This window comes from Chitiniphilus eburneus (assembly GCF_005048205.1).
Lineage (GTDB): Bacteria > Pseudomonadota > Gammaproteobacteria > Burkholderiales > Chitinibacteraceae > Chitiniphilus > Chitiniphilus eburneus.
The window spans coordinates 318,855-336,295 of record NZ_SUMF01000002.1 but is presented as its reverse complement, the minus strand read 5'-3'; the positions used below and the strand labels follow the sequence as shown (position 1 = coordinate 336,295).

General features: G+C 51.5%; 15 protein-coding genes and 5 pseudogenes. 8 read left to right on the top strand and 12 right to left on the bottom strand.

The window, feature by feature from the left end:
* Window positions 1–166: 166 nt before the first annotated feature.
* Window positions 167–265: pseudogene (locus FAZ21_RS21220) on the top strand (phage baseplate assembly protein V); the annotation flags it as partial.
* A gap of 154 nt (window positions 266–419) precedes the next feature.
* On the top strand, window positions 420–1,100 hold the full coding sequence (locus tag FAZ21_RS04200) for a hypothetical protein (protein ID WP_136772012.1): 681 nt from the start codon (window positions 420–422) through the stop codon (window positions 1,098–1,100).
* Window positions 1,101–1,868: 768 nt separating this feature from the next.
* Here the strand turns inward: FAZ21_RS04200 and FAZ21_RS04190 are convergent.
* Together FAZ21_RS04190 and FAZ21_RS04185 are read right to left on the bottom strand one after the other, a co-directional pair.
* Window positions 1,869–3,452, bottom strand: a complete 1,584-nt coding sequence (locus tag FAZ21_RS04190; RefSeq protein WP_136772011.1) for a P-loop ATPase, Sll1717 family — start codon at window positions 3,450–3,452, stop codon at window positions 1,869–1,871.
* 99 nt (window positions 3,453–3,551) lie between these two features.
* Window positions 3,552–4,343 carry a DUF3800 domain-containing protein gene (locus tag FAZ21_RS04185; protein ID WP_136772010.1) on the bottom strand — a complete coding sequence of 264 codons (792 nt, stop codon included), beginning with the start codon at window positions 4,341–4,343 and terminating at the stop codon, window positions 3,552–3,554.
* A 244-nt stretch (window positions 4,344–4,587) separates the two neighbouring features.
* Here FAZ21_RS04185 and FAZ21_RS04180 point away from each other — a divergent pair.
* Window positions 4,588–4,683: pseudogene (locus tag FAZ21_RS04180) on the top strand (transposase); the annotation flags it as partial.
* Between the two features lie 414 nt (window positions 4,684–5,097).
* On the opposite strand, the gene FAZ21_RS04175 reads toward FAZ21_RS04180, so the two are convergent.
* The 3 genes from FAZ21_RS04175 to FAZ21_RS04165 are packed head-to-tail and all read right to left on the bottom strand — an operon-like array spanning window position 5,098 to window position 7,535.
* Complete coding sequence (locus FAZ21_RS04175) at window positions 5,098–6,258, bottom strand: hypothetical protein (RefSeq protein WP_136772009.1); 1,161 nt, start codon at window positions 6,256–6,258, stop codon at window positions 5,098–5,100.
* Window positions 6,230–7,105, bottom strand: a complete 876-nt coding sequence (locus FAZ21_RS04170; protein ID WP_136772008.1) for a serine/threonine protein kinase — start codon at window positions 7,103–7,105, stop codon at window positions 6,230–6,232. Before FAZ21_RS04170 ends, FAZ21_RS04175 begins: the two co-directional genes overlap by 29 nt.
* Window positions 7,086–7,535 (bottom strand): hypothetical protein, encoded by a 450-nt coding sequence (locus tag FAZ21_RS04165; protein ID WP_136772007.1) that lies wholly within the window; start codon window positions 7,533–7,535, stop codon window positions 7,086–7,088. Before FAZ21_RS04165 ends, FAZ21_RS04170 begins: the two co-directional genes overlap by 20 nt.
* A gap of 71 nt (window positions 7,536–7,606) precedes the next feature.
* Here FAZ21_RS04165 and FAZ21_RS04160 point away from each other — a divergent pair, with 71 nt between their 5' ends.
* The gene (locus FAZ21_RS04160; RefSeq protein ID WP_136772006.1) at window positions 7,607–7,810 is read left to right on the top strand and encodes a hypothetical protein; all 204 of its coding nucleotides are present in this window, start codon (window positions 7,607–7,609) and stop codon (window positions 7,808–7,810) included.
* Window positions 7,811–7,825: 15 nt separating this feature from the next.
* On the opposite strand, the pseudogene FAZ21_RS04155 reads toward FAZ21_RS04160, so the two are convergent.
* From FAZ21_RS04155 to FAZ21_RS21215, 3 genes and pseudogenes are all read right to left on the bottom strand, one after another.
* Window positions 7,826–8,323: pseudogene (locus FAZ21_RS04155) on the bottom strand (DDE-type integrase/transposase/recombinase); the annotation flags it as partial.
* Window positions 8,324–8,355: 32 nt separating this feature from the next.
* Window positions 8,356–8,592 (bottom strand): annotated as a pseudogene (locus FAZ21_RS04150) (integrase core domain-containing protein); the annotation flags it as partial.
* Between the two features lie 257 nt (window positions 8,593–8,849).
* On the bottom strand, window positions 8,850–9,080 hold the full coding sequence (locus tag FAZ21_RS21215; RefSeq protein WP_373279523.1) for a site-specific integrase: 231 nt from the start codon (window positions 9,078–9,080) through the stop codon (window positions 8,850–8,852).
* A gap of 396 nt (window positions 9,081–9,476) precedes the next feature.
* On the opposite strand from FAZ21_RS21215, the gene FAZ21_RS04140 reads away from it, so the two are divergent.
* The 3 genes from FAZ21_RS04140 (at window position 9,477) to FAZ21_RS04130 (ending at window position 11,495) form a co-directional block, all read left to right on the top strand.
* Window positions 9,477–10,121: a hypothetical protein gene (locus FAZ21_RS04140; protein ID WP_136772005.1), complete on the top strand. Its 645-nt coding sequence runs from the start codon at window positions 9,477–9,479 to the stop codon at window positions 10,119–10,121.
* A gap of 102 nt (window positions 10,122–10,223) precedes the next feature.
* Entirely contained in the window at window positions 10,224–10,781 is a 558-nt protein-coding gene (locus tag FAZ21_RS04135; protein ID WP_136772004.1) for a hypothetical protein, read from the top strand.
* 75 nt (window positions 10,782–10,856) lie between these two features.
* Window positions 10,857–11,495 (top strand): DUF6338 family protein, encoded by a 639-nt coding sequence (locus tag FAZ21_RS04130; protein ID WP_136772003.1) that lies wholly within the window; start codon window positions 10,857–10,859, stop codon window positions 11,493–11,495.
* Window positions 11,496–12,189: 694 nt separating this feature from the next.
* Here FAZ21_RS04130 and FAZ21_RS04125 read toward each other — a convergent pair.
* From FAZ21_RS04125 to FAZ21_RS04110, 4 genes are read right to left on the bottom strand one after another with little or no spacing between them, the layout of a single operon-like run.
* A complete protein-coding gene (locus FAZ21_RS04125; protein WP_136772002.1) occupies window positions 12,190–13,242 on the bottom strand; it encodes a TniQ family protein in 1,053 nt (350 codons plus the stop codon).
* Between the two features lie 6 nt (window positions 13,243–13,248).
* Entirely contained in the window at window positions 13,249–14,142 is an 894-nt protein-coding gene (locus FAZ21_RS04120; protein WP_211243358.1) for a TniB family NTP-binding protein, read from the bottom strand.
* Window positions 14,143–14,144: 2 nt separating this feature from the next.
* Window positions 14,145–16,061 (bottom strand): TnsB C-terminal domain-containing protein, encoded by a 1,917-nt coding sequence (locus tag FAZ21_RS04115; RefSeq protein WP_136772001.1) that lies wholly within the window; start codon window positions 16,059–16,061, stop codon window positions 14,145–14,147.
* The gene (locus FAZ21_RS04110; protein WP_136772000.1) at window positions 16,058–16,729 is read right to left on the bottom strand and encodes a TnsA endonuclease N-terminal domain-containing protein; all 672 of its coding nucleotides are present in this window, start codon (window positions 16,727–16,729) and stop codon (window positions 16,058–16,060) included. The genes FAZ21_RS04115 and FAZ21_RS04110 overlap by 4 nt, the downstream gene beginning before the upstream one ends.
* 56 nt (window positions 16,730–16,785) lie before the next feature.
* Between FAZ21_RS04110 and FAZ21_RS04105 the strand changes: the two are divergent.
* A pseudogene (locus tag FAZ21_RS04105) lies at window positions 16,786–17,433 on the top strand (ATP-binding protein); the annotation flags it as partial.
* Window positions 17,434–17,441 lie beyond the last annotated feature (8 nt).

Below are 17,441 nucleotides of genomic sequence, written 5' to 3'. Positions count from 1 at the left end.
CGCGCAAGCTCAGTGCATCCTTGATGAACAGACTTGGCTAGGCTGGCGTGCTCCCTACGCCTTGCGGTGTCCGACCGGGCATCGTTTCAGCGCCTCGGCCTCGGTACTGCTCTACCGGCCGATTCAGTGCCCTGAATGCGTACAAGCCGCGCTGCATGCGCAACTACACCAGTTCATTCCCCGCATCAGCCAGGAAGTGCTGGTCGACTTCGTCGAAGGTGATATCGACCGCCCCATCGTCACCGGCGTGGTCTACAACGGCAGCCAGTGCTTAGCACCAAGCAAGAGCCACAACCGGGTTACATAACGAAAGCTTTCATGGGCAGGTGCTGGGGCAAACGGGCCGCCGTGCCGGTTTTGTGCCTACCGTGCCGATCGATACCTACAATTGATCTAGAACGTGCTTTTGCGGGGCAGTGATGGACATCAACGAACCGGGTCAAAAAACGGCGACGGCAAAGATCTTCATTGGCTCACCCGATGAGGCCGTTCGCCATTTACAGCAACTAAAGCCTCGACCACGCCATGTCATCGCGCTCACCGTTGAGCACCCCGATTCGGGTGTTGCACAAGCGACGGCGACCGCCATCGCTTCCCTTGTACCCACCATTCTTTCGGCGCAGAAGAAGGCGCTGCAGCAGAGATTCGATGCGTTGGTCGAGCTGCTGGTGGATCCAGTGCCTGTGCCAACGCGCTTCCTGACGCATGCGCGCATGCAATTGGACGCTCGGCAGGCAGTCTTTGCGGAAGGTGACTGGCTATCCGCTGCCGAAGTAGGCAGGCTTGCAGGCCTCAGCATAACCAGCAGGCAACCACGGAAATGGAAGCAAGCTGGCCGTATCTTTGTGATTCGCCGCGAAGGTCGTGATTACTTTCCTGCCTACGGACTGAATGCGCAAAATGGCTACCGGCCTGTTTCGGCGCTTTCCGAGATACTTCGCACCTTCGAAGGGCACAAAACCGCATGGCAGATTGCTTGCTGGTTCTCCTCCGTCAATAGCCTGCTCGGCGGTAAGCGCCCCAAAGACCTGCTAGCGATAGAGCCAACTCGGGTGATGGTAGCAGCCAAGGACGAACTGGTTCGCGCCATTCATGGCTGAACGACGATTGAAATGACATTCCACCTGCGCACCATCGGTGCCTTGGTCAATGGCAGAGGTTTCACTACCGTGCTGGGTCAACACTAAGCGGTAGTCGAAGCTGGCCAGCGACACTTGGTTCGGCCCAACTTGGCGGGCGCTGGTCCAGTCGGTCAGCGTATCCTCAGCTTCGGTTGCATCAGCGCGATGGAAGCGGATGCGACCCTGGCGCGCCCGTCTCGGGTAATGACTTCAATCGTCTTTGTATGCCTAGTCATACGCACAGTCCTATGTCTACTAGAAGATACGCGATGGACCGTGTCCGGCAATTCAGGGGGCTATCTCACCCGGGTGTGCCGCCATTGACACGCTCGTGATGAATGGCCGGAACACTCGGACTAACGATATAGGTCGTCAGCGTCATGTTCGACACACTGTTCCGCCCATGCAACGACTTCCCCACCCGCAGGACACTGCTGTTCGTTCGGCTGCAACAACAGATCACGCAGGCTCGACACACCCTTGATGAACAAACTTGGCTGGGCTGGCGTACCCTATACACCTTGCGGCGCCCGATCGGACATCGTTTCAGCGCTCCGCCTCGGTGCTGCTGCACCGACCGATCCAGTGCCCTGAATGCGCCCAAGCGCACTTTATGCACAGCTGTATGCGCTGTCTGCTAATTCCAGGGAAGATTGAATTTCCCGCTAGCGATGGAGGCCCCCAAGCGCCAAAGCGAAGCTTTGGGCTGTCCAGTTGACTGAAAGGGTAGGCTGTTTATGCAATGGCCTATTTTGGATTGGAGCGGAATTTTTTACCTAAATTTAAAGATTTTGCAACTCCGAAATTAACCTTGTAGTTACAATTTTCTTTCACCCTGGGCATCACTTTGGATGGTGATCTTTCTCTGTATGACCAGTGCCAATACCCGCCACCACTTGCAGCTAGCGATTCGGTATAGCCGATAACATTTACACTGTACCAAAACTGCAAATATGCTTCAGCAGACTTTGCGATGCTTAAACTCTGGACTGCTGAGTTATTTGGTGACTTGATAAATTCATTGTAGGCATCAATGAAGTCTTGATAACTAAATTTCGTAGATCCATGTAGGTATTGAAAAAATACGATGCAGTCATCAAACTCTTTATTTGTTATGTAATAATTAGCATAGTTTTTAACTTCTCCCAGTAGATATTCGGAAAATTTGTCCGTAAATTTAGAGGACTTAATTTCTTCGAAATGGAAATTGCTTTTGTCTGGCTGGTTTGCATTTATGGAAATCAAGGTCTTGATGGCTGCGAAAATATCGCGAGGCCTGTGGAATGAATGCTTGAGTAGATATTTAAATGATTCGGATTCACTGCCACCCTGCTCTTGGAAGTAAGCATTCCACCCGCTGCTGGAGCCTAACTGCGATGTAAAATATTTGTTAGAAATATTAAAGATATCGGAATCCCTGTAATTATCATTGGTTGTTTGCCAGTCAAATATAACTGAGTTATCTTCGAGCTTGCAATTGGAGTTGTGCAAGTTTAGAGAGTCAAATACATCTGGCCTCAGTAACAAAACGCACCTCATGCGGCCATGGGTATCTTTTATAGAAGCAAAGTAATCAGAATTTAAATGCCAAGCAGCCTCTGCTAAACCTATTAGGCATTTTTGATATTCTGCGAAATCAACTTCGTTAGGCTTTGCATCTAGCCCATCTATAAAAAGGGCTACGTCGCTACTTAGTTTTATACCTTGCAACCCAGCCTTAAGAATTTTTTCGCACTCAAGTAGCGCTAATTTTATCTCTCTGGACGTTAGCTTCTTGGTTTGGCTGTTACTTTCATTTAGTCCAGCCTTGGCTGTTTCAGGCAGACTCCCAGATATTTCTGATGATTGAGTTAGCGTTGTTACAAACTCGACAACATACTCCAATTCTGGAATATGGGATTCCTGATCATACTTATTAATCGCCTTTTCTATGTCTGCAAACTTTCTGTTGATTCTGTGTACCCAAGTTCTCTCTTTTTCAATAACTAATTTTGCCATCAAGTACAGGAGCGTCGCCCTCCAGATTATTGAGTAGTCCGTATAGTCAAGCTTTCCGTTCTCTTTTAGTTTTATAAATCTGGTGTACTGGGTCTCAGATATGGAAATTAATTTGGAGGAGATATTTTTTGGGGATGTCTGTTGCATGTGAAATGCGAGCGCAGTTTTACCTACCCCTTTTTCACCAATAATGTAATAGCAATTACTATTGCATACTTTGGTCAAGAATTTGGTTTCAACATAAGAGCTATTAAAAAATTTCTTCCTCTCCTTGACTTTGTAATCAATTGCATCAAGTGATGGCTCAACGAGTTCATTTATTTTTTTAGTCATGGGAAACCTTTGTTAAAAGCCGAATGTTTGAATTAATGTTTGAATTCACTAGCCTGCGCGGCTTCTCGCGCAGGTCCGTTGGAATGAGAGGTTAGAGCCTTACAACCCTTTTATAGCTCTATCTTGCATATGCAACCCATCAAAATCATCGATCGAGAAATTTCTCGGGAGTTTGTGGAGTTTGAGATCGTCGCAATTAATTCTCATTTCACCAACAAGATTTAGGAACCATGCGTCGACATCGGACCGACTTCTTTTCAATGCAAGATGAGTCGACCGATTGATGCAGAATGCGATGAAATCGGCAATTTGAAGCAACGGTTCGGCTGCAGATGACGAGTAGCATCCGTTAAATGAAACCGGCCAGTCGTGAAATATTTCTAAACCAAAGGCTGTACCGGGTTTTTCTCTACCCTCATCGAGAAAGAGCGTGATCGGTACAAGGGCTTCCTTGAACTTATTCTTGAGTTTAAGTAACAGCAAAAGCAGGGAAAGATCGGCGCGGTCTGACAAGTCGAGACCTTCAATTTTCCCGACAAGACCACCTATGTCGTGGTCGCCTAAAGTGCGATCATCTATCGTTTGAATAAAAATAGGCCATTGATAACGCCTATAGATGGAAGCAAAGAACTCAAAAATTCGTAGATTTACTTGATCCTTAATTTTGTCCCAAGGAGGTTTTCGGTTGTAGATGTCAACGAAGTGAAATTCTTTCGCTTTAACACCGGTCTCTTTATCAATCTCAGCCAAACACTCGGCCGTCTGTTTTCGAATGTTTTGAACCTCTTCATCTAAAAAGACAACAGCAACATGTGTTCGGCGATTGCTAGTGACAAATGATGACCCTGCTCCCATCTCTGGGCCATATGTGTCGTCAATTGCGATGTGCATAGTTGGGCTCTAATGTTAATAGACTGACAGCTCTGTCAGTACATTATTAATAAGAACGCTCCAAAGCCGTACAAGAACTGCTTTTATTTCTACGCCGTCCGTATATGCACCTCAATCATACGGGCATGACGTGACCTTCCCCCACCCAGCTATACCAAGAGTTAGTTAGCATGATGGCCAAGGAGCCCGCATGCGCAACTTCCGTTTTACCGATGAATAGATCATCGCCTTCTATAAATTCGCCTTCTATAAATGGCGCGTCAAATTCGGGGGCATGGACGTTCCAGAAGCACGGCGCCTCAAACAGCTTGAAGACGAGAACAATCGCCTCAAGCGGCTGGCACATATGCCCACGCAATTACCAGTAAAGCGGGCATTCCCGACCAAAGAAGTTGGCCGGTGGATCCCTCATACTTCGCCTGCATGCGGTCTGCACATCGCGACGGGCGTTGCCATGCCAGCCGTTTCTCCTGTCTCTCCTGACTTAATCACTTCGCTCGCGACTTTACGTAGCCCATGCCGTCAAGGTGCGCCAGGCCGTTTCCTCAGCTGCGTACGGGCCCCACCCACCTGTCGCTTTCCTCCTTGACGGGCCACTTCCGTGGGCTCGTGGCAGTCGCGATGAACTCAGAAAAGACAGAGGCACAGGGCCAATCAGGTTCCTCGTGCCAACCGCACCGAACAGCTGAAAAGCAGGGTTCCGAATCTAGGAGTTGGGTGTGTGGCGGTCAATGACGTTGCTATAGGCAAACCATCAATCGGCCTTTTTGGCCAGCTGATTGAGGACTACGCGCCACGGTTGAATCCACCGGCCGTCGTTAAGTTCTTCTTCAAATTTCAACTTAGCATTCCGAATTGCCTCCCATTGCACCGCAGCCGCTCCAAGTAGGCGGTCTGCCTCGTCAAGCGAAGTAACACTAGCTTCACAATTTGCAAACCAGAACAGAAACTGCTGCTGGGCAAGAGCAGACCAAGCGGGTTGTTTGCGAGTATTGCTCAAGGCTGCGAGGATTTTCTGGCTATAAGGATTATTATCGTGGCATGAGCTGATAACGAACTCTCGTTGAAAACGCAGCAAGTCAGCTTCACGCAAAAATGCCAGTAGCGATGGTTCAAGCCAATAAGGAAGAGCCGCAGCCCCACCCGTAGTTTTTTCTTCCTCCCATCGACTCAAGCTAAACCGGCGAAGGTTAAAGTATTTTCCAGCTGCATTGTTTGTTGCGCCTGCAGCTTTCCAAAGAATCATTTCTGTAGATGAGAAAGCTACGGTGACCTGATACCCTATAGATGACAGCACGCGAATCAGTCTTGCAGCCCCCTCCAGCTCCGCAGTATTGGTTCGCTCCCGGCGAGGTTTCGTGTCATCACATAATGTGAGATAAATATCTCTTCCTTTGAAACGAGACATAAGCGTTGCCACAGCCATATAGCGCATTGGAGATGCTAGGTCTTGCATGCCTACATGAGCCGTGAGCATTGCCTTTGGTTTACCATCGCCAAGCTGAGCATGCAAACTGTTGGCAATCGCGACTAATCTAGCATAGTAGTCGTCGTTGAATACGCGTGGGTGAGGCGCGGGGCTGCAGATGCTATCGAGATCAATGTGTTGCAGTGAGGAGATGAGCAACTTATTAATTTGATCCCACCAAGCCAAGTCCGAGTGATCACTGGTATCCATATCCGCCGGAAAATATGGCCAGCGCGCTAATGCACCCCGCTCTGATCGTGGCAAATATAATTGAGGATCGAAGATTAGGGTGTCGTGCCGGTGGCGATTGCGATATTGTGCAGCCTGCTTCGTGGTTTCTTCCGGTGCATAATTGACTGGGCTGAGTATGACCCCTCGGAAAGCGTCAAGATCCTGCTCAAGAATGATTGATTCACTGTTATATCCGACCTGATGGTATGCAGCCAATGTGCGCCCCTCCGACAGATTGCCACGCTTTCAAAAGGATTTCCGGCCTCAGGACTCGGCGAACGGGCCAAGGGTTGACCATTTGAATTAGTACTTCAAGGCCCTGCTTGCAGGCCATATTTTTAAAATAGGTGGATGGCCCGTCGCGACGCATAACCCGTTCAATAGTGCTATCGAGTTTTTCTTCATACGCAAACGGATGTACCCCCAAAGCGGCGATTGACAAGGTCACCCCCAACGCAAACTGATCCGTACGCCAGTCAATTAGGTGCTTTTCGTTGTTCAGCTGCTCAGGGGCTGCGAAAGCCGGCGTACCAGGTCCATGCAGTAGCCAAGTCTGTGTAAGAGATGTCGCTGTCAAATGGCGTGCAATCCCAAAATCGACTAAGACTGGCTTATCTTCATCATTGAACAGGATATTGTCGGGTTTAATATCGCGATGGACGATACCTCGGTCGTCGAGATGGCAAAGCGCATCGACTAGAGCTACGCCCAGCTGGCAAATGGACTCAATGGGTAGTACACCTGTGGCAAGCCTTTCGGTGAGCGTACCCCCAGTTAGGAAAGGCTCAATGAAGTAAAAGAATTCTCGGCCTTCATACCGGATCACCTCAGAACACAATAGTCGCGCAATATGCGGATGATCACAGGTGCGATGTGCTTGGGCTTCACGTTTTATGCGCTCGTAATGCAGGTCGTCCTGCACGATCTTGAGCGCCAAGGGGGTGTGCCCATCCTGAACAAGATAGGTCTTTTTGAATGCGCCAGCGGCGCAAGGTTGGACATAGGACAGTCCAAGGGTACGGCATATGGCTTGAGCTACATCGTCAGTGGAGTCGTTCACCATGTGTGGCCAGCATCGATTTTGCTTTTTCGTGCAGCCATAATAGCACCGGTTCTGACAGTTTGCTTTCGATTGCAATCTCAATCGTGGCGTCACTCACGAGGCATAGACCAACGCCAAGCCGCTCAAACTCAGTGCGATAGCGCAAAACGCGGTGACCGACATCCGCCGGCAAAACGACATATGTTCGCTCGGCGAAGCTGGTATTCCGCCACGCCTGATGCACAGCCTTACGCCAGTCAGTTAGCTTAGCCTCAAACGCGAGAATTTGATTTTCACAGTCGCTCACCAAGACATCGGTTCGACCGGAGCGGTAGTCAAACTCCCGGATCAAGGTGGCTAGCTCGAACGGTGCTGAGTCTCGAGCTAGATGGCTGGCAAAGGCATCCACCAGCATCTCTTCCGTGCTGAATACAGAACTGGTTTTGCTCATGTGAGCCTCACATTGCCTGAAATTTGCTAACTAGCTGCTATTATAGTGCTAATTAGCGCCCGGAAAACGTGATGCCCCGTACCGCCAATCAGCACGAGACCATGAGGATTACAATCAATGTGAGTGCACAGCTGGCGCACTACCTTGACCAACTCATCGAGTTAGGCCTCTATGGAAAAACGCATGCTGAGATCGCGTCGCTGCTGGTCAACCGTGGGATAGAGGCACTGGTGGAGAAAGGGCATATTTTTCATTCTGGTAAGCCTCAAAAATAGGGGCCCCAGCTACACCGTTCGCTCGGCACTGTTGGCCCGCACCCGACCATAGGCCCATTCACGAAGGCACGTCTGGATAAACTGCTCGGCCTTGCCATTGGTCTGCGGCCGATACGGCTTGGTGAAACTGTGCGTGATGCCCAGCGCTTGGCAGGTCCGGGCAAACAGGCCCGAGCGGTAGGCGGAACCGTTGTCGGTGATCAGCCGTTCAATCTTCACGCCCAGGGCCGCGTAATAAGTGACCGCCGCCTTGAGGAACTCGACTGCTGAGCCCTTACGCTCGTCCGCGAGCATCTGCACAAACCCAACCCGAGAGTGGTCGTCGATGGCGACATGGGCGAACTCCCAGCCTGCGCCTCAGGTGTGGTCACGTGGATCGCCGCTGGTGCGGTGACCCGTGACGGCAATGCGCCCGAGTTTCTTCGTGTCCATGTGCAGCAACTCGCCGGGACTTTGTCGCTCGTAGCGCACCACGGGTATCGCAGGCTCCAGGGCGCGCAGGTTGGACAGCCCCGACATCACCCCGTCTTGAATAGCACTGCGCTTTAGAGCCCGGCCCCCGATATTACCGGTTTCTTCATCGCTAGCTGCCGGGCATAGGCCAACGGTGTCAGCCCGCCCAACGCCTTCTTCGGCCGCTCCTCGTTATATTCCCGCCGCCAAGCTTCAATCAGCACGCGCGCATGCGCCAAACTGGTGAACCAGTGCTCGTTCAGACATTCGTCCCGTAGCCGGCCGTTGAACGATTCGATGTAGGCGTTCTGGTTCGGCTTACCCGGTTCGGTTTTTGCCGTGTCACAAGTAGGAACATCTGGATGCCCCGGACAGCTTCATCGGCAGTCACCTGAAGATTGCCCAGTTGAACTACACCCGTGGTTACCGCAGCGGCCAGCACATTCATCCATGTGCGGATTCTGGCGGACATGGCCACCCGTTCTGATCACTCGTGATTACATCGCTGATGATTTGTGCGCAGGTTACTGGTGAGCTGACCGGCAGTTTTTTGTCTGCAATTCGGCCAAAGCGAACGCTGGGCTGACTAAACGCTTCGACTGCTGATACGTGTGAGCGGACGTAACCTGGTCGACGTTGACACCCGCCGAGTCACCGCCAAGTGGCTCAAGAACGCTTCGACTTCGACGGTGCCGAGCGCGGCGGGGTGCTGCTTGCCATGGAAGAAGATGAGCTGCCGAATCCAGTACCGATAGGCCTGCTCAGTTTTGGGACTGAAATGCCTGCGCCGGCACACAGTGGAGACTTGATCGAGCAGGCGTGGCTTAGCTGGAATTGCTCCCCATAACGTTACGCCTTAGCAACATGAAAAAGCGGACAGTATGCACAGAGTGCGTAAGGTGCGTCATGTCCATATGATTGCGGTGCATATACGGACGGCGAAGGGGAAAAGTCTTGAAGATCAGTAGCTTGGGCGGTGTTTTTGGCGTCCGTATGATTATTATTGCACTGACAGTGCGGTCAGTCTATTAACTGTTAAGGTGTCACAGAAGCGATTCCGCCATGAAGTCGGCCTGTACATTTTTAGCTTTGCCTGGATGTGACAAAACTACTCATTGGCAGTGAGCAGTTGTGACTGTGACTACCGGTTCAAAAGGCGATACCTGTTGAAACTATCAACCTCGGCGAAAGCCATATCAGCGAAAGGAATGCCATGAAAGTTGATGACAATTTGAAAAGCCTTTTAGAGAAAGTTGGATCTGGGGAACTTGACAGATATCTTACCGAATTGGAAGGGAGTGATTTAGGTTTCCACATTCCAACACAAATAAGTGACGGCACGTTGAAGCTGATGGATGAAGGCTTTTCACAAAACGAAAGTAATTTAAAAATTTCTGTCACACGTGTAGCTGACGTTAAGCCAGAGGACAGCTATATCGTAGGATGGATGGGTGACAAAACAAATAAACCGATACAGTGCAGAGGCGGACACAGTAGTTGCACTGGGCATTGTGATAAACACGGTGGGCCAATCAAAAACTGTAGCGCCTGTTCAAGAATAGGTAGCGAGCTTATTGCCCCTCAACTTGACTATGATTCTGCGGTTAAGCAGTTAGAAAACAGAAGAGACTTGCTTAATACGTTGGCCAAACAGGGGTTTGGTTTAGCCTTATTACATGGCCACAACAGTGAGTTCACCTTTACAAAATTGCCTCACGATTACGTGTCGGTCATTGCCAATGGGGAAACGAGCTTTCGCAAACTTTCCGATGTTCAAATGGATGCGAGCTTTGTGCCAACTGTTTGGCGCAACGTTAACGGTAAGTTGCAAGTGGCTGGTGGCTATTCTGATTTTTAACATCGCAAGGCTTGCCATCGCGCTGACCCCTAACCCTTCGGTTAAGAGGGACGCTCCGCCGGCAGGCCGGCTCCGCGCCCCTTACCTCCAACGTTAGCGCATATGACAGTGTCTCAGCGAAATGTTGTCCGAACTCTATCTCTGCTTTCCATCGCAGGAGGAATCGCTTGGCAGCTTTTCGAGCCAGGTTTTGAGCCATCGCTATTCGTAATCGTCGGCCTGATGGGTCTCTTCACCCAGTGGTGGCCAACTCGCCGCAAAAGCTATGCTGCAAGGCGACTTAGCGGAACCGTCACTTTCAACTACTCCAACAACGATGGCCGATACGTCATCGGGCGAGAGGAATTGCTGTTTGAAACCGCGTGGAGCAAGGCAAGTGATACATCGATTCACATCTACAAGGACCCACCCTCGATTGATTCCCTCGCTATAGCCCCTGGCGTGGCACACATCAAAGATCTTAGGAGCGTCTCTGGCCTCGACTTCTCATCTCGGTCGAGAACTCCTCAAGAGGGCGACGTGATTGTCTTGAAGAATAAGTACGGCAAGTACGCAGCTCTGAAAGTTTCCGATATCAAGGACAGCACGAGGTCCGATTTGATAGATGAGATAACCTTCAGCTACGTCATAAATCCGGACGGCGGAGACGACTTCAGATGAGCGCTAACAATTCGTTCAAGCCGACACCACTTCGTGGCGCGGCTTAACTCAAACGTTAGGATCTGATTAGCGATCATGCCTGAAATATCCAAAGACATAATTCTATTGATTCAATATCTTGCCCCAGGCTTTCTTTCGGCATGGATTTTCTACGGATTAACATCTCATGTTCGCCCAAGCAGCTTCGAACGTGTAGCTCAAGCTGTAATATATTCACTTTTTATTAAAATTGCTTCTGATGTATTTCAATACATCGTCTTGCTCATTGGCAAAAAATGGAGCTTCGGCCCTTGGCTGGAACCCGCCGATATAGCAATATCTATCATTAATGCAACCACTCTTGGATTTTTGCTGGCGCTAGTATCAAACAGTGATTGGTTTCACTCTAGGCTGCGAAAGTTAAGGCTTTCAAGTAGATCGGCACACCCCTCTGAATGGTGTGCTGTACTAAAAGCCAACCCAGCGTACATGGTCTTTCATCTTAAAGATGAGAGAAGATTGGTTGGCTACCCACTTGTTTGGCCCAGCGATCATGAAAAGGGGCATTTCTTCATTACAAATTGCCGATGGCTTTTGGATGATGATGGCAACAGCGAATCTTCTGAAAATCAGGACTCAAACCACATAGAGGTTGATTATGCAGAAGGCATTCTAATGCACTCGTCTGATGTGAAAATGATAGAAATATTAAAGGAAGGAGATAACGATGAATGACAAAACAAAACCCAAAAGTAGCTCTGTCAAAAAATCAACACCAGCAATGGAGAACTGGAACCCTCCCCCAAAAAGCACCAAACCCCCAACAATAAGAATTCCTCCCCCTCCAAAACCTAAGGGTGGGAAATCCTAACATGGCGCTCAACTCGCTCCCTTTGGTTGCTGAACTCGCCAAAGCTGCGCTTTGGGTCGCCGGTTAGCTCTACGTTGGGGTCTGCTTTGCAACGAAGGCGACATCAATCTGCTGGATATGAACTTCTGCTTTGGCCGATCAGCGGTCTCTGAGACCATCACGATGGTTATATATATTCAGCGGCGTGGTCACGAACGCCAGAATGGGTGGTCACAAGTGACCAGAATCCGCATCCATGGTTGCACTGCAGAACACGCACCAACGCCATTGATCTGTGCGCCCATGCCCGCATCGCGAGCCCAAATCTCGATATGGGGGAGGCGGAACGCGCAGTAGTAACCCCGCTAACCATTGCAGCTCCGTTTCCATAACATTCTGCATTGGAACCCTAAGGTTGAATGGAATTTTATTATTTCGCTTTGAGGGCAAAAGACAGAGTTAGGATTAAACCTTATTTTCAGATGGAAATTATGTAATTAATGAAAATGCTTTTCCGATGAAAATTTATTATGGTTTTACATATGATGCTCAGAATAGTCTAGAAAACCCCAGGGCGATTCATCTTCTTTCCAGATAGGGAGCGGCAGCACGTAACTCTTGCTCGCAAGGCCAGTATTGCCGTTGATCCAGGTAATCTGCGGCTACTCGATATAGCCAATAAGGCAGTTCTGGCTCGATACTAGTTAGCCTTGAACGTGTCAGCTGCCGGGCATAGCACACATCGAGAAAACGTGCTGGCCAGCCCTCCAACAGCCACATCACAGTCAACATTAGCTGTCGCTGTTCCGCAGTACGGTAATACTCATAATCAACTTTCGGTAAGCCCATCATCCCATTCAATTCAATACCCAGGTCCGCTAAATATGGTCGAATTCGTATGCCAAAGCGACCACTCAAGGCCGCTAGCAACACACGAAGCCCATGAAAAAACGATATTGAGCATCCAGGGGTAAATTCACCGCAATCCCAGTGGCGGTGAGAAAACAACTGACAGACGTCAATGTAGCGTTGTAACGACGCATGATCCTGCCAGGTGGGTGGTGCCACTGGGGCCTCCCTCAGATCGGCATTACACACTGAACAAAGGCAAAGTGTCGCATGCGGAATCACTCTGTCCCGGCCGATACCATGCCGATGAAACATCACTGGTGAGCCACACCAAGGGCAACAATCCAGCATGCAAGTTCCGTGGATATGGCACAGTCCGTAGAAAGCCAATCGCCAGCGCAACCGAAAGTAGGGCACCCGGTCATCGGCCAAGCATGCCGGGCAGAACTGCATGCCCGCACGCCTGCGATCACGGTGAAAAACGCCAGCCGGCCTGACCCACGCCGCGTTACCAAACTGCGGCAGCACGTCATAGATCAGCCCCTCATAACACTGCAACGTGCGTAGCCTCAATGCCTCAACGGATTGTCCAGTCTGCCGTTCAAGCAGCGCCAGAATGGCTGGGTGAGGGTGTCGATCGATGTCCCGTGTCCAGATCGGCAGCTTGCACCGCAGCAAGTTGGCATAAAAGGTATGGATGGAATAGCCGTTCTCGAACGCCAATCGAACCATCCATGAAGACAGTATTTCGTCCGGTAGGGGCTGAGGGTGAGCCGGCAGCATATGAAGCTACAGGGAGGCGATCTGCTTTTTGCGGTCCGACGGTGGGACATAACCGCAGCTGTTGAGCTCCTTTACGGTAATGCATTCCGTTCCATCACGGATTGCTTGTTTAGCGGCCAGATTCAACAGATCTGAGATTTCACCAATGGTCCCCTCGGTCATGGCATTAATCTTGTGCGCCACGGTGTTACTACTCAGTGAGGACGGCCGGCGCAACGGTAGCACTACTTCAAACGAGGCCAGCAAATCACGGTACGCCTGCTCATCAGGCCGCCAGTTGGGCAGCACCAGTGGCTTGAATCGATTCTGGATCTGCGGATCGATACTAACGGCACGAGCCAAATCACCGGTGCCGCAACCAACGATCGAAATCGACAGTACATTACTCATGAACTTTAAAGAATTGAGTACTTGCTGCTGCTGCGACTTGTTACTCGCCAACATGTTATGTAGCTCATCCAGAAGCAGCACCTTGAGCCGAACACCTTTAAGCACATGCATGGCACGATCTCGCTTGGCATCCAGGCTGCTGGCGGGCACCCGCTCGTAAAAGGCGTTCAGAATCTCGCTGTAAAGCGCCGCCTCAGTCGGCGCCGCTGGTGTCTGGATGAATAGAACCGGTGCATGGACATAATCATTTTGAAGATCCTCCTTCACCGGATGTTGACGGATAAAGCGCTCGATCAGCCTTGTCTTGCCGTTGTTCGTATTGCCAAGCAGCAGCATGCTCGGCATACGGGTTTGCCGGGGATGGCGTACAAGATCTTCAAGTTTGGACAGGATTTCATGGGCACGTGGATAACCAATCCAACGGGGTCGGTTGATCCAGTCCTCACGTAGCGCGTTATCCTGCGCGGCAATAGGTCGGCTTTGTGGATGAAGGTGGCTATAGTCGCTCATGTTCAGGCCCCTTCGACCTCAATTTCGCTGAACGCAGTCCCTACGGCACCTTCAGGCATCTCTGAGCCTGCTACGGCTGCGCCTGGCCCCGATTCAGCACCTGACGTGGCGGCGACAGCAAGGGGCTTGCCAGCGGTATGAAGTCCCGCCCAACCCTTGCGCCGCTGCGCCTCGCGCAATGCCCGCTTGCCATGGGTCTGTGCCTTGCGAGCCAGGCGGGTCTTTTCGATGGCTTGTTCTTGAATTTGGCGGCGCCTGCGGACACCTTCAAAGATCGCATCCTCGTCAATCTGGGCTGCTGGATCACTTTTCATCAAACGAGCTGCCGCGCGTAGCTCCCAAATGCTAATCGCAGGCCTGCTGGCGTTGAAATACGGGATCGGGTGGTAGGTGTTGTCTTCAGGGTCCAAAAAATAAATCACGCTGATGTCACGTGGGTCTCTCGCAAACAGGAACTTGCGTTTCAGGCGTGGATTTTCGGGGTCACTTGCGTCTATCCAGCGTCGCAATACCGGCGATGAATACTGGATATTGTCCATGACCACCCCGTCGCGCTGGATGGTACGTAGTTCGAAGGGCAGGAAATCCAGGCGCAGCTTCTCTTCATTGGATATGGGCAAAGGTAAACCCACTCCAGGGCGTTCGGCATTGCCATGGACACATTGCTTATAAAACTGGATGGGCGACAAGCCACCAAGGTCTTTTTGCGGTTGATTATGGTACTCATACACGAGGAATGTTGTGAACCAGCAATCCAACTCGGACAAGGTCATGCAAGCCCTGCCTTCAGAGTCATAGTCCGCTTTTAGTTGAACATTCGAAAATGTAGTGCCTGGCAGCTCTTGCACCTGCCCCATGAAAGTGCGGAAGGCCCTTTCGATATGAGGTCCATAGTTTGGGTGACCTTTGCGACGATGCTCAATCAAGATGCCGTATTCATCGCAAGCACGCCTTAGTGTCTTACCCCGGAACTCCTTGGCGCCATCCAGGTGGATTTTGGCCATCTTGCCGTAGATCGGCCAAGGTGCATGGATATCCATCTTAGCCAGCCATAACTCCTTGCGCATGATTGCCCGGCCAATGCAAAGACCCGCCGAAAGCGTACCCGCTGGGTCGAGACTCATGTAAAACCCGCCAACCATCCGCGAGTTCGCATCAATCGCCAATGTCAGCGACGGTCGGCCGATCGGCCGCCGAAATTCATCGTCAACCACGATCACGTCAACCGGTGTGTGATCAATCTGTCCCACCGCATTCGGAAAATCCGCATCCGGAAACTGTCCACGCAACAGGTCAAGCTTCTCTCGTGCGGCTTTGTAGCCATAACGCTTTGTCGTTTCCAAACGCCTGTCCAACTTTCTGACACGGGCATACACGGTATTGCGATCAGGAGGCGGAAGATCTGCCGCATCGCACTGTTCACGAATTTGCTTGTAGAGCTTGGCTACGGATGGCCGCTCCATCTTCAGGTAATACCGATCAATCTGCGTCTGGACAATGCTCTCAACCTCGGCATCCAACCGGGATGCGCCCTTGTCTGCTCTCGGCGTGCGCAGTAAGGAGGACACCAAACCTGTTTCTTTGAAGCGATTGAGCCACCGATAAATCGTCATGATCGACTTTTCGGCCCTCTCTGCTACCTCGTAAACAGTGACACCACTATTGGCATCCAGTAGAGGCTGGATGAGCTCATAGCGCCCCATCGCCACTTCCCAATCCTTATCCTTTGCCAATAAATGCTTGCCCTGCGGTACCGCACTATCACCCGCCGGGGTGGCATATAGTGATGAAACGGGGACAACCTCCGTCGCATTGCCAGAGACGGTGCGGATCACTGCTTCGGTCAGGCCCTTGATCTCAAGCACAACGACGGCCTGGTCGCGCCAGTAGGCCAACTGGCCAGGACGAATTGTATTCATGCTTCACACAGCTCCTCTGCCCAAATCGCAGAACGCATGGTGAGTGGTTGGTTCAGGTCGCAGCCGATCGCGCCAACCGCGATCAGATTCCAAAGCACTGGAATCATCTCGGCTCGGTTATCCGGATCGCTGCATAGCGCACACAACAACAATTCCGGGTCAACCTCGCCGAGGTCCCAGAGAATTTGCAGGACATGCTGACGCATCTCTGGCTCGGTTACGCGGTCTCGATACATCTGCAGGAATCGTGCATTTTTGAGATAGGGCGTCCGGATTTCCCGCTCGGTATAAACCATGAAGCGCCAGCCCTTGTTCATCGCAAAGGTCTTGGCCGCTCGGAACTTGGGCATGAGCTCTTTCCAATCCTTCCGGAAACCCCCTCGATACTTCACTTCGTACAAAATCGGCTGAATCGGGCTGCTCACATTGTGCTTGAAGATGATCAGGCCATCCGGTGTGTAGAAACCCTCTTGTCCGCTTCTGGTCAGATATGGAATTTTGAGGGGCTGAGGGTCGACTCGCTCCACGTCGGGGTCGAACCGTAGAATCTCCATCAGGTCACGTTCCAACGTCGATTCATAGTCACCGATGCCAGGGACCGTGCCGGTCACGCCATGGCTACCCATGTTGATTTCCCGTACCGGCCCGAACCTAAGGTTATCGTCCATTATCATCTACCGTTAGTAGGGTGGAGGTATTTTCACATTTACTGCCAGAATTTACAGGCAGCACGCCGCTGCCTGGCGAGGTATCGCTGGCTCATCACGGTATCCTGTTCCTCGACGAGCTGCCCGAGTTCGACCGCAAGGTGCTGGAAGTCCTGCGGGAGCCACTGGAAAACGGCCACATCCATATCAGCCGGGCTGCGCACAGTGCTGTGTTTCCGGCGTGCTTCCAGTTCGTCGGCGCGATGAACCCGTGCCCTTGCGGATACCTGGGCCATCCGCAGAAAGCCTGCCGCTGCACCCCGGAGCAGATTGCGCGGTATCGCGGCAAACTGTCGGGCCCGCTGCTGGATCGGGTCGATCTGGTGGTCGAAGTGCCTGCCTTGCCCGCATCCGCATTGCAGGAGGCAAGATCGGGCGATTCGAGCAAGCGGATACGGGAGCGGGTTCAGCGTTCGCATGAATGCCAGGTGGCGCGGCAGGGGAAAAACAACGCCGCGTTGCAGGCCGCAGAAGTGGATATGCATTGCACGGCGGAAGACGCTGCGCGATTGCTGTTGGCCCAGGCCATGGAGAAACTGGGGCTATCCGCGCGGGCATATCACCGGCTGTTGCGTGTAGGGCGCACCATCGCCGATCTGGATGGCGCCGCCGCCATCGCAGCCCGACATATGGCCGAAGCCATTCAGCTGCGCCGTTTGCTTTGATCGATGCC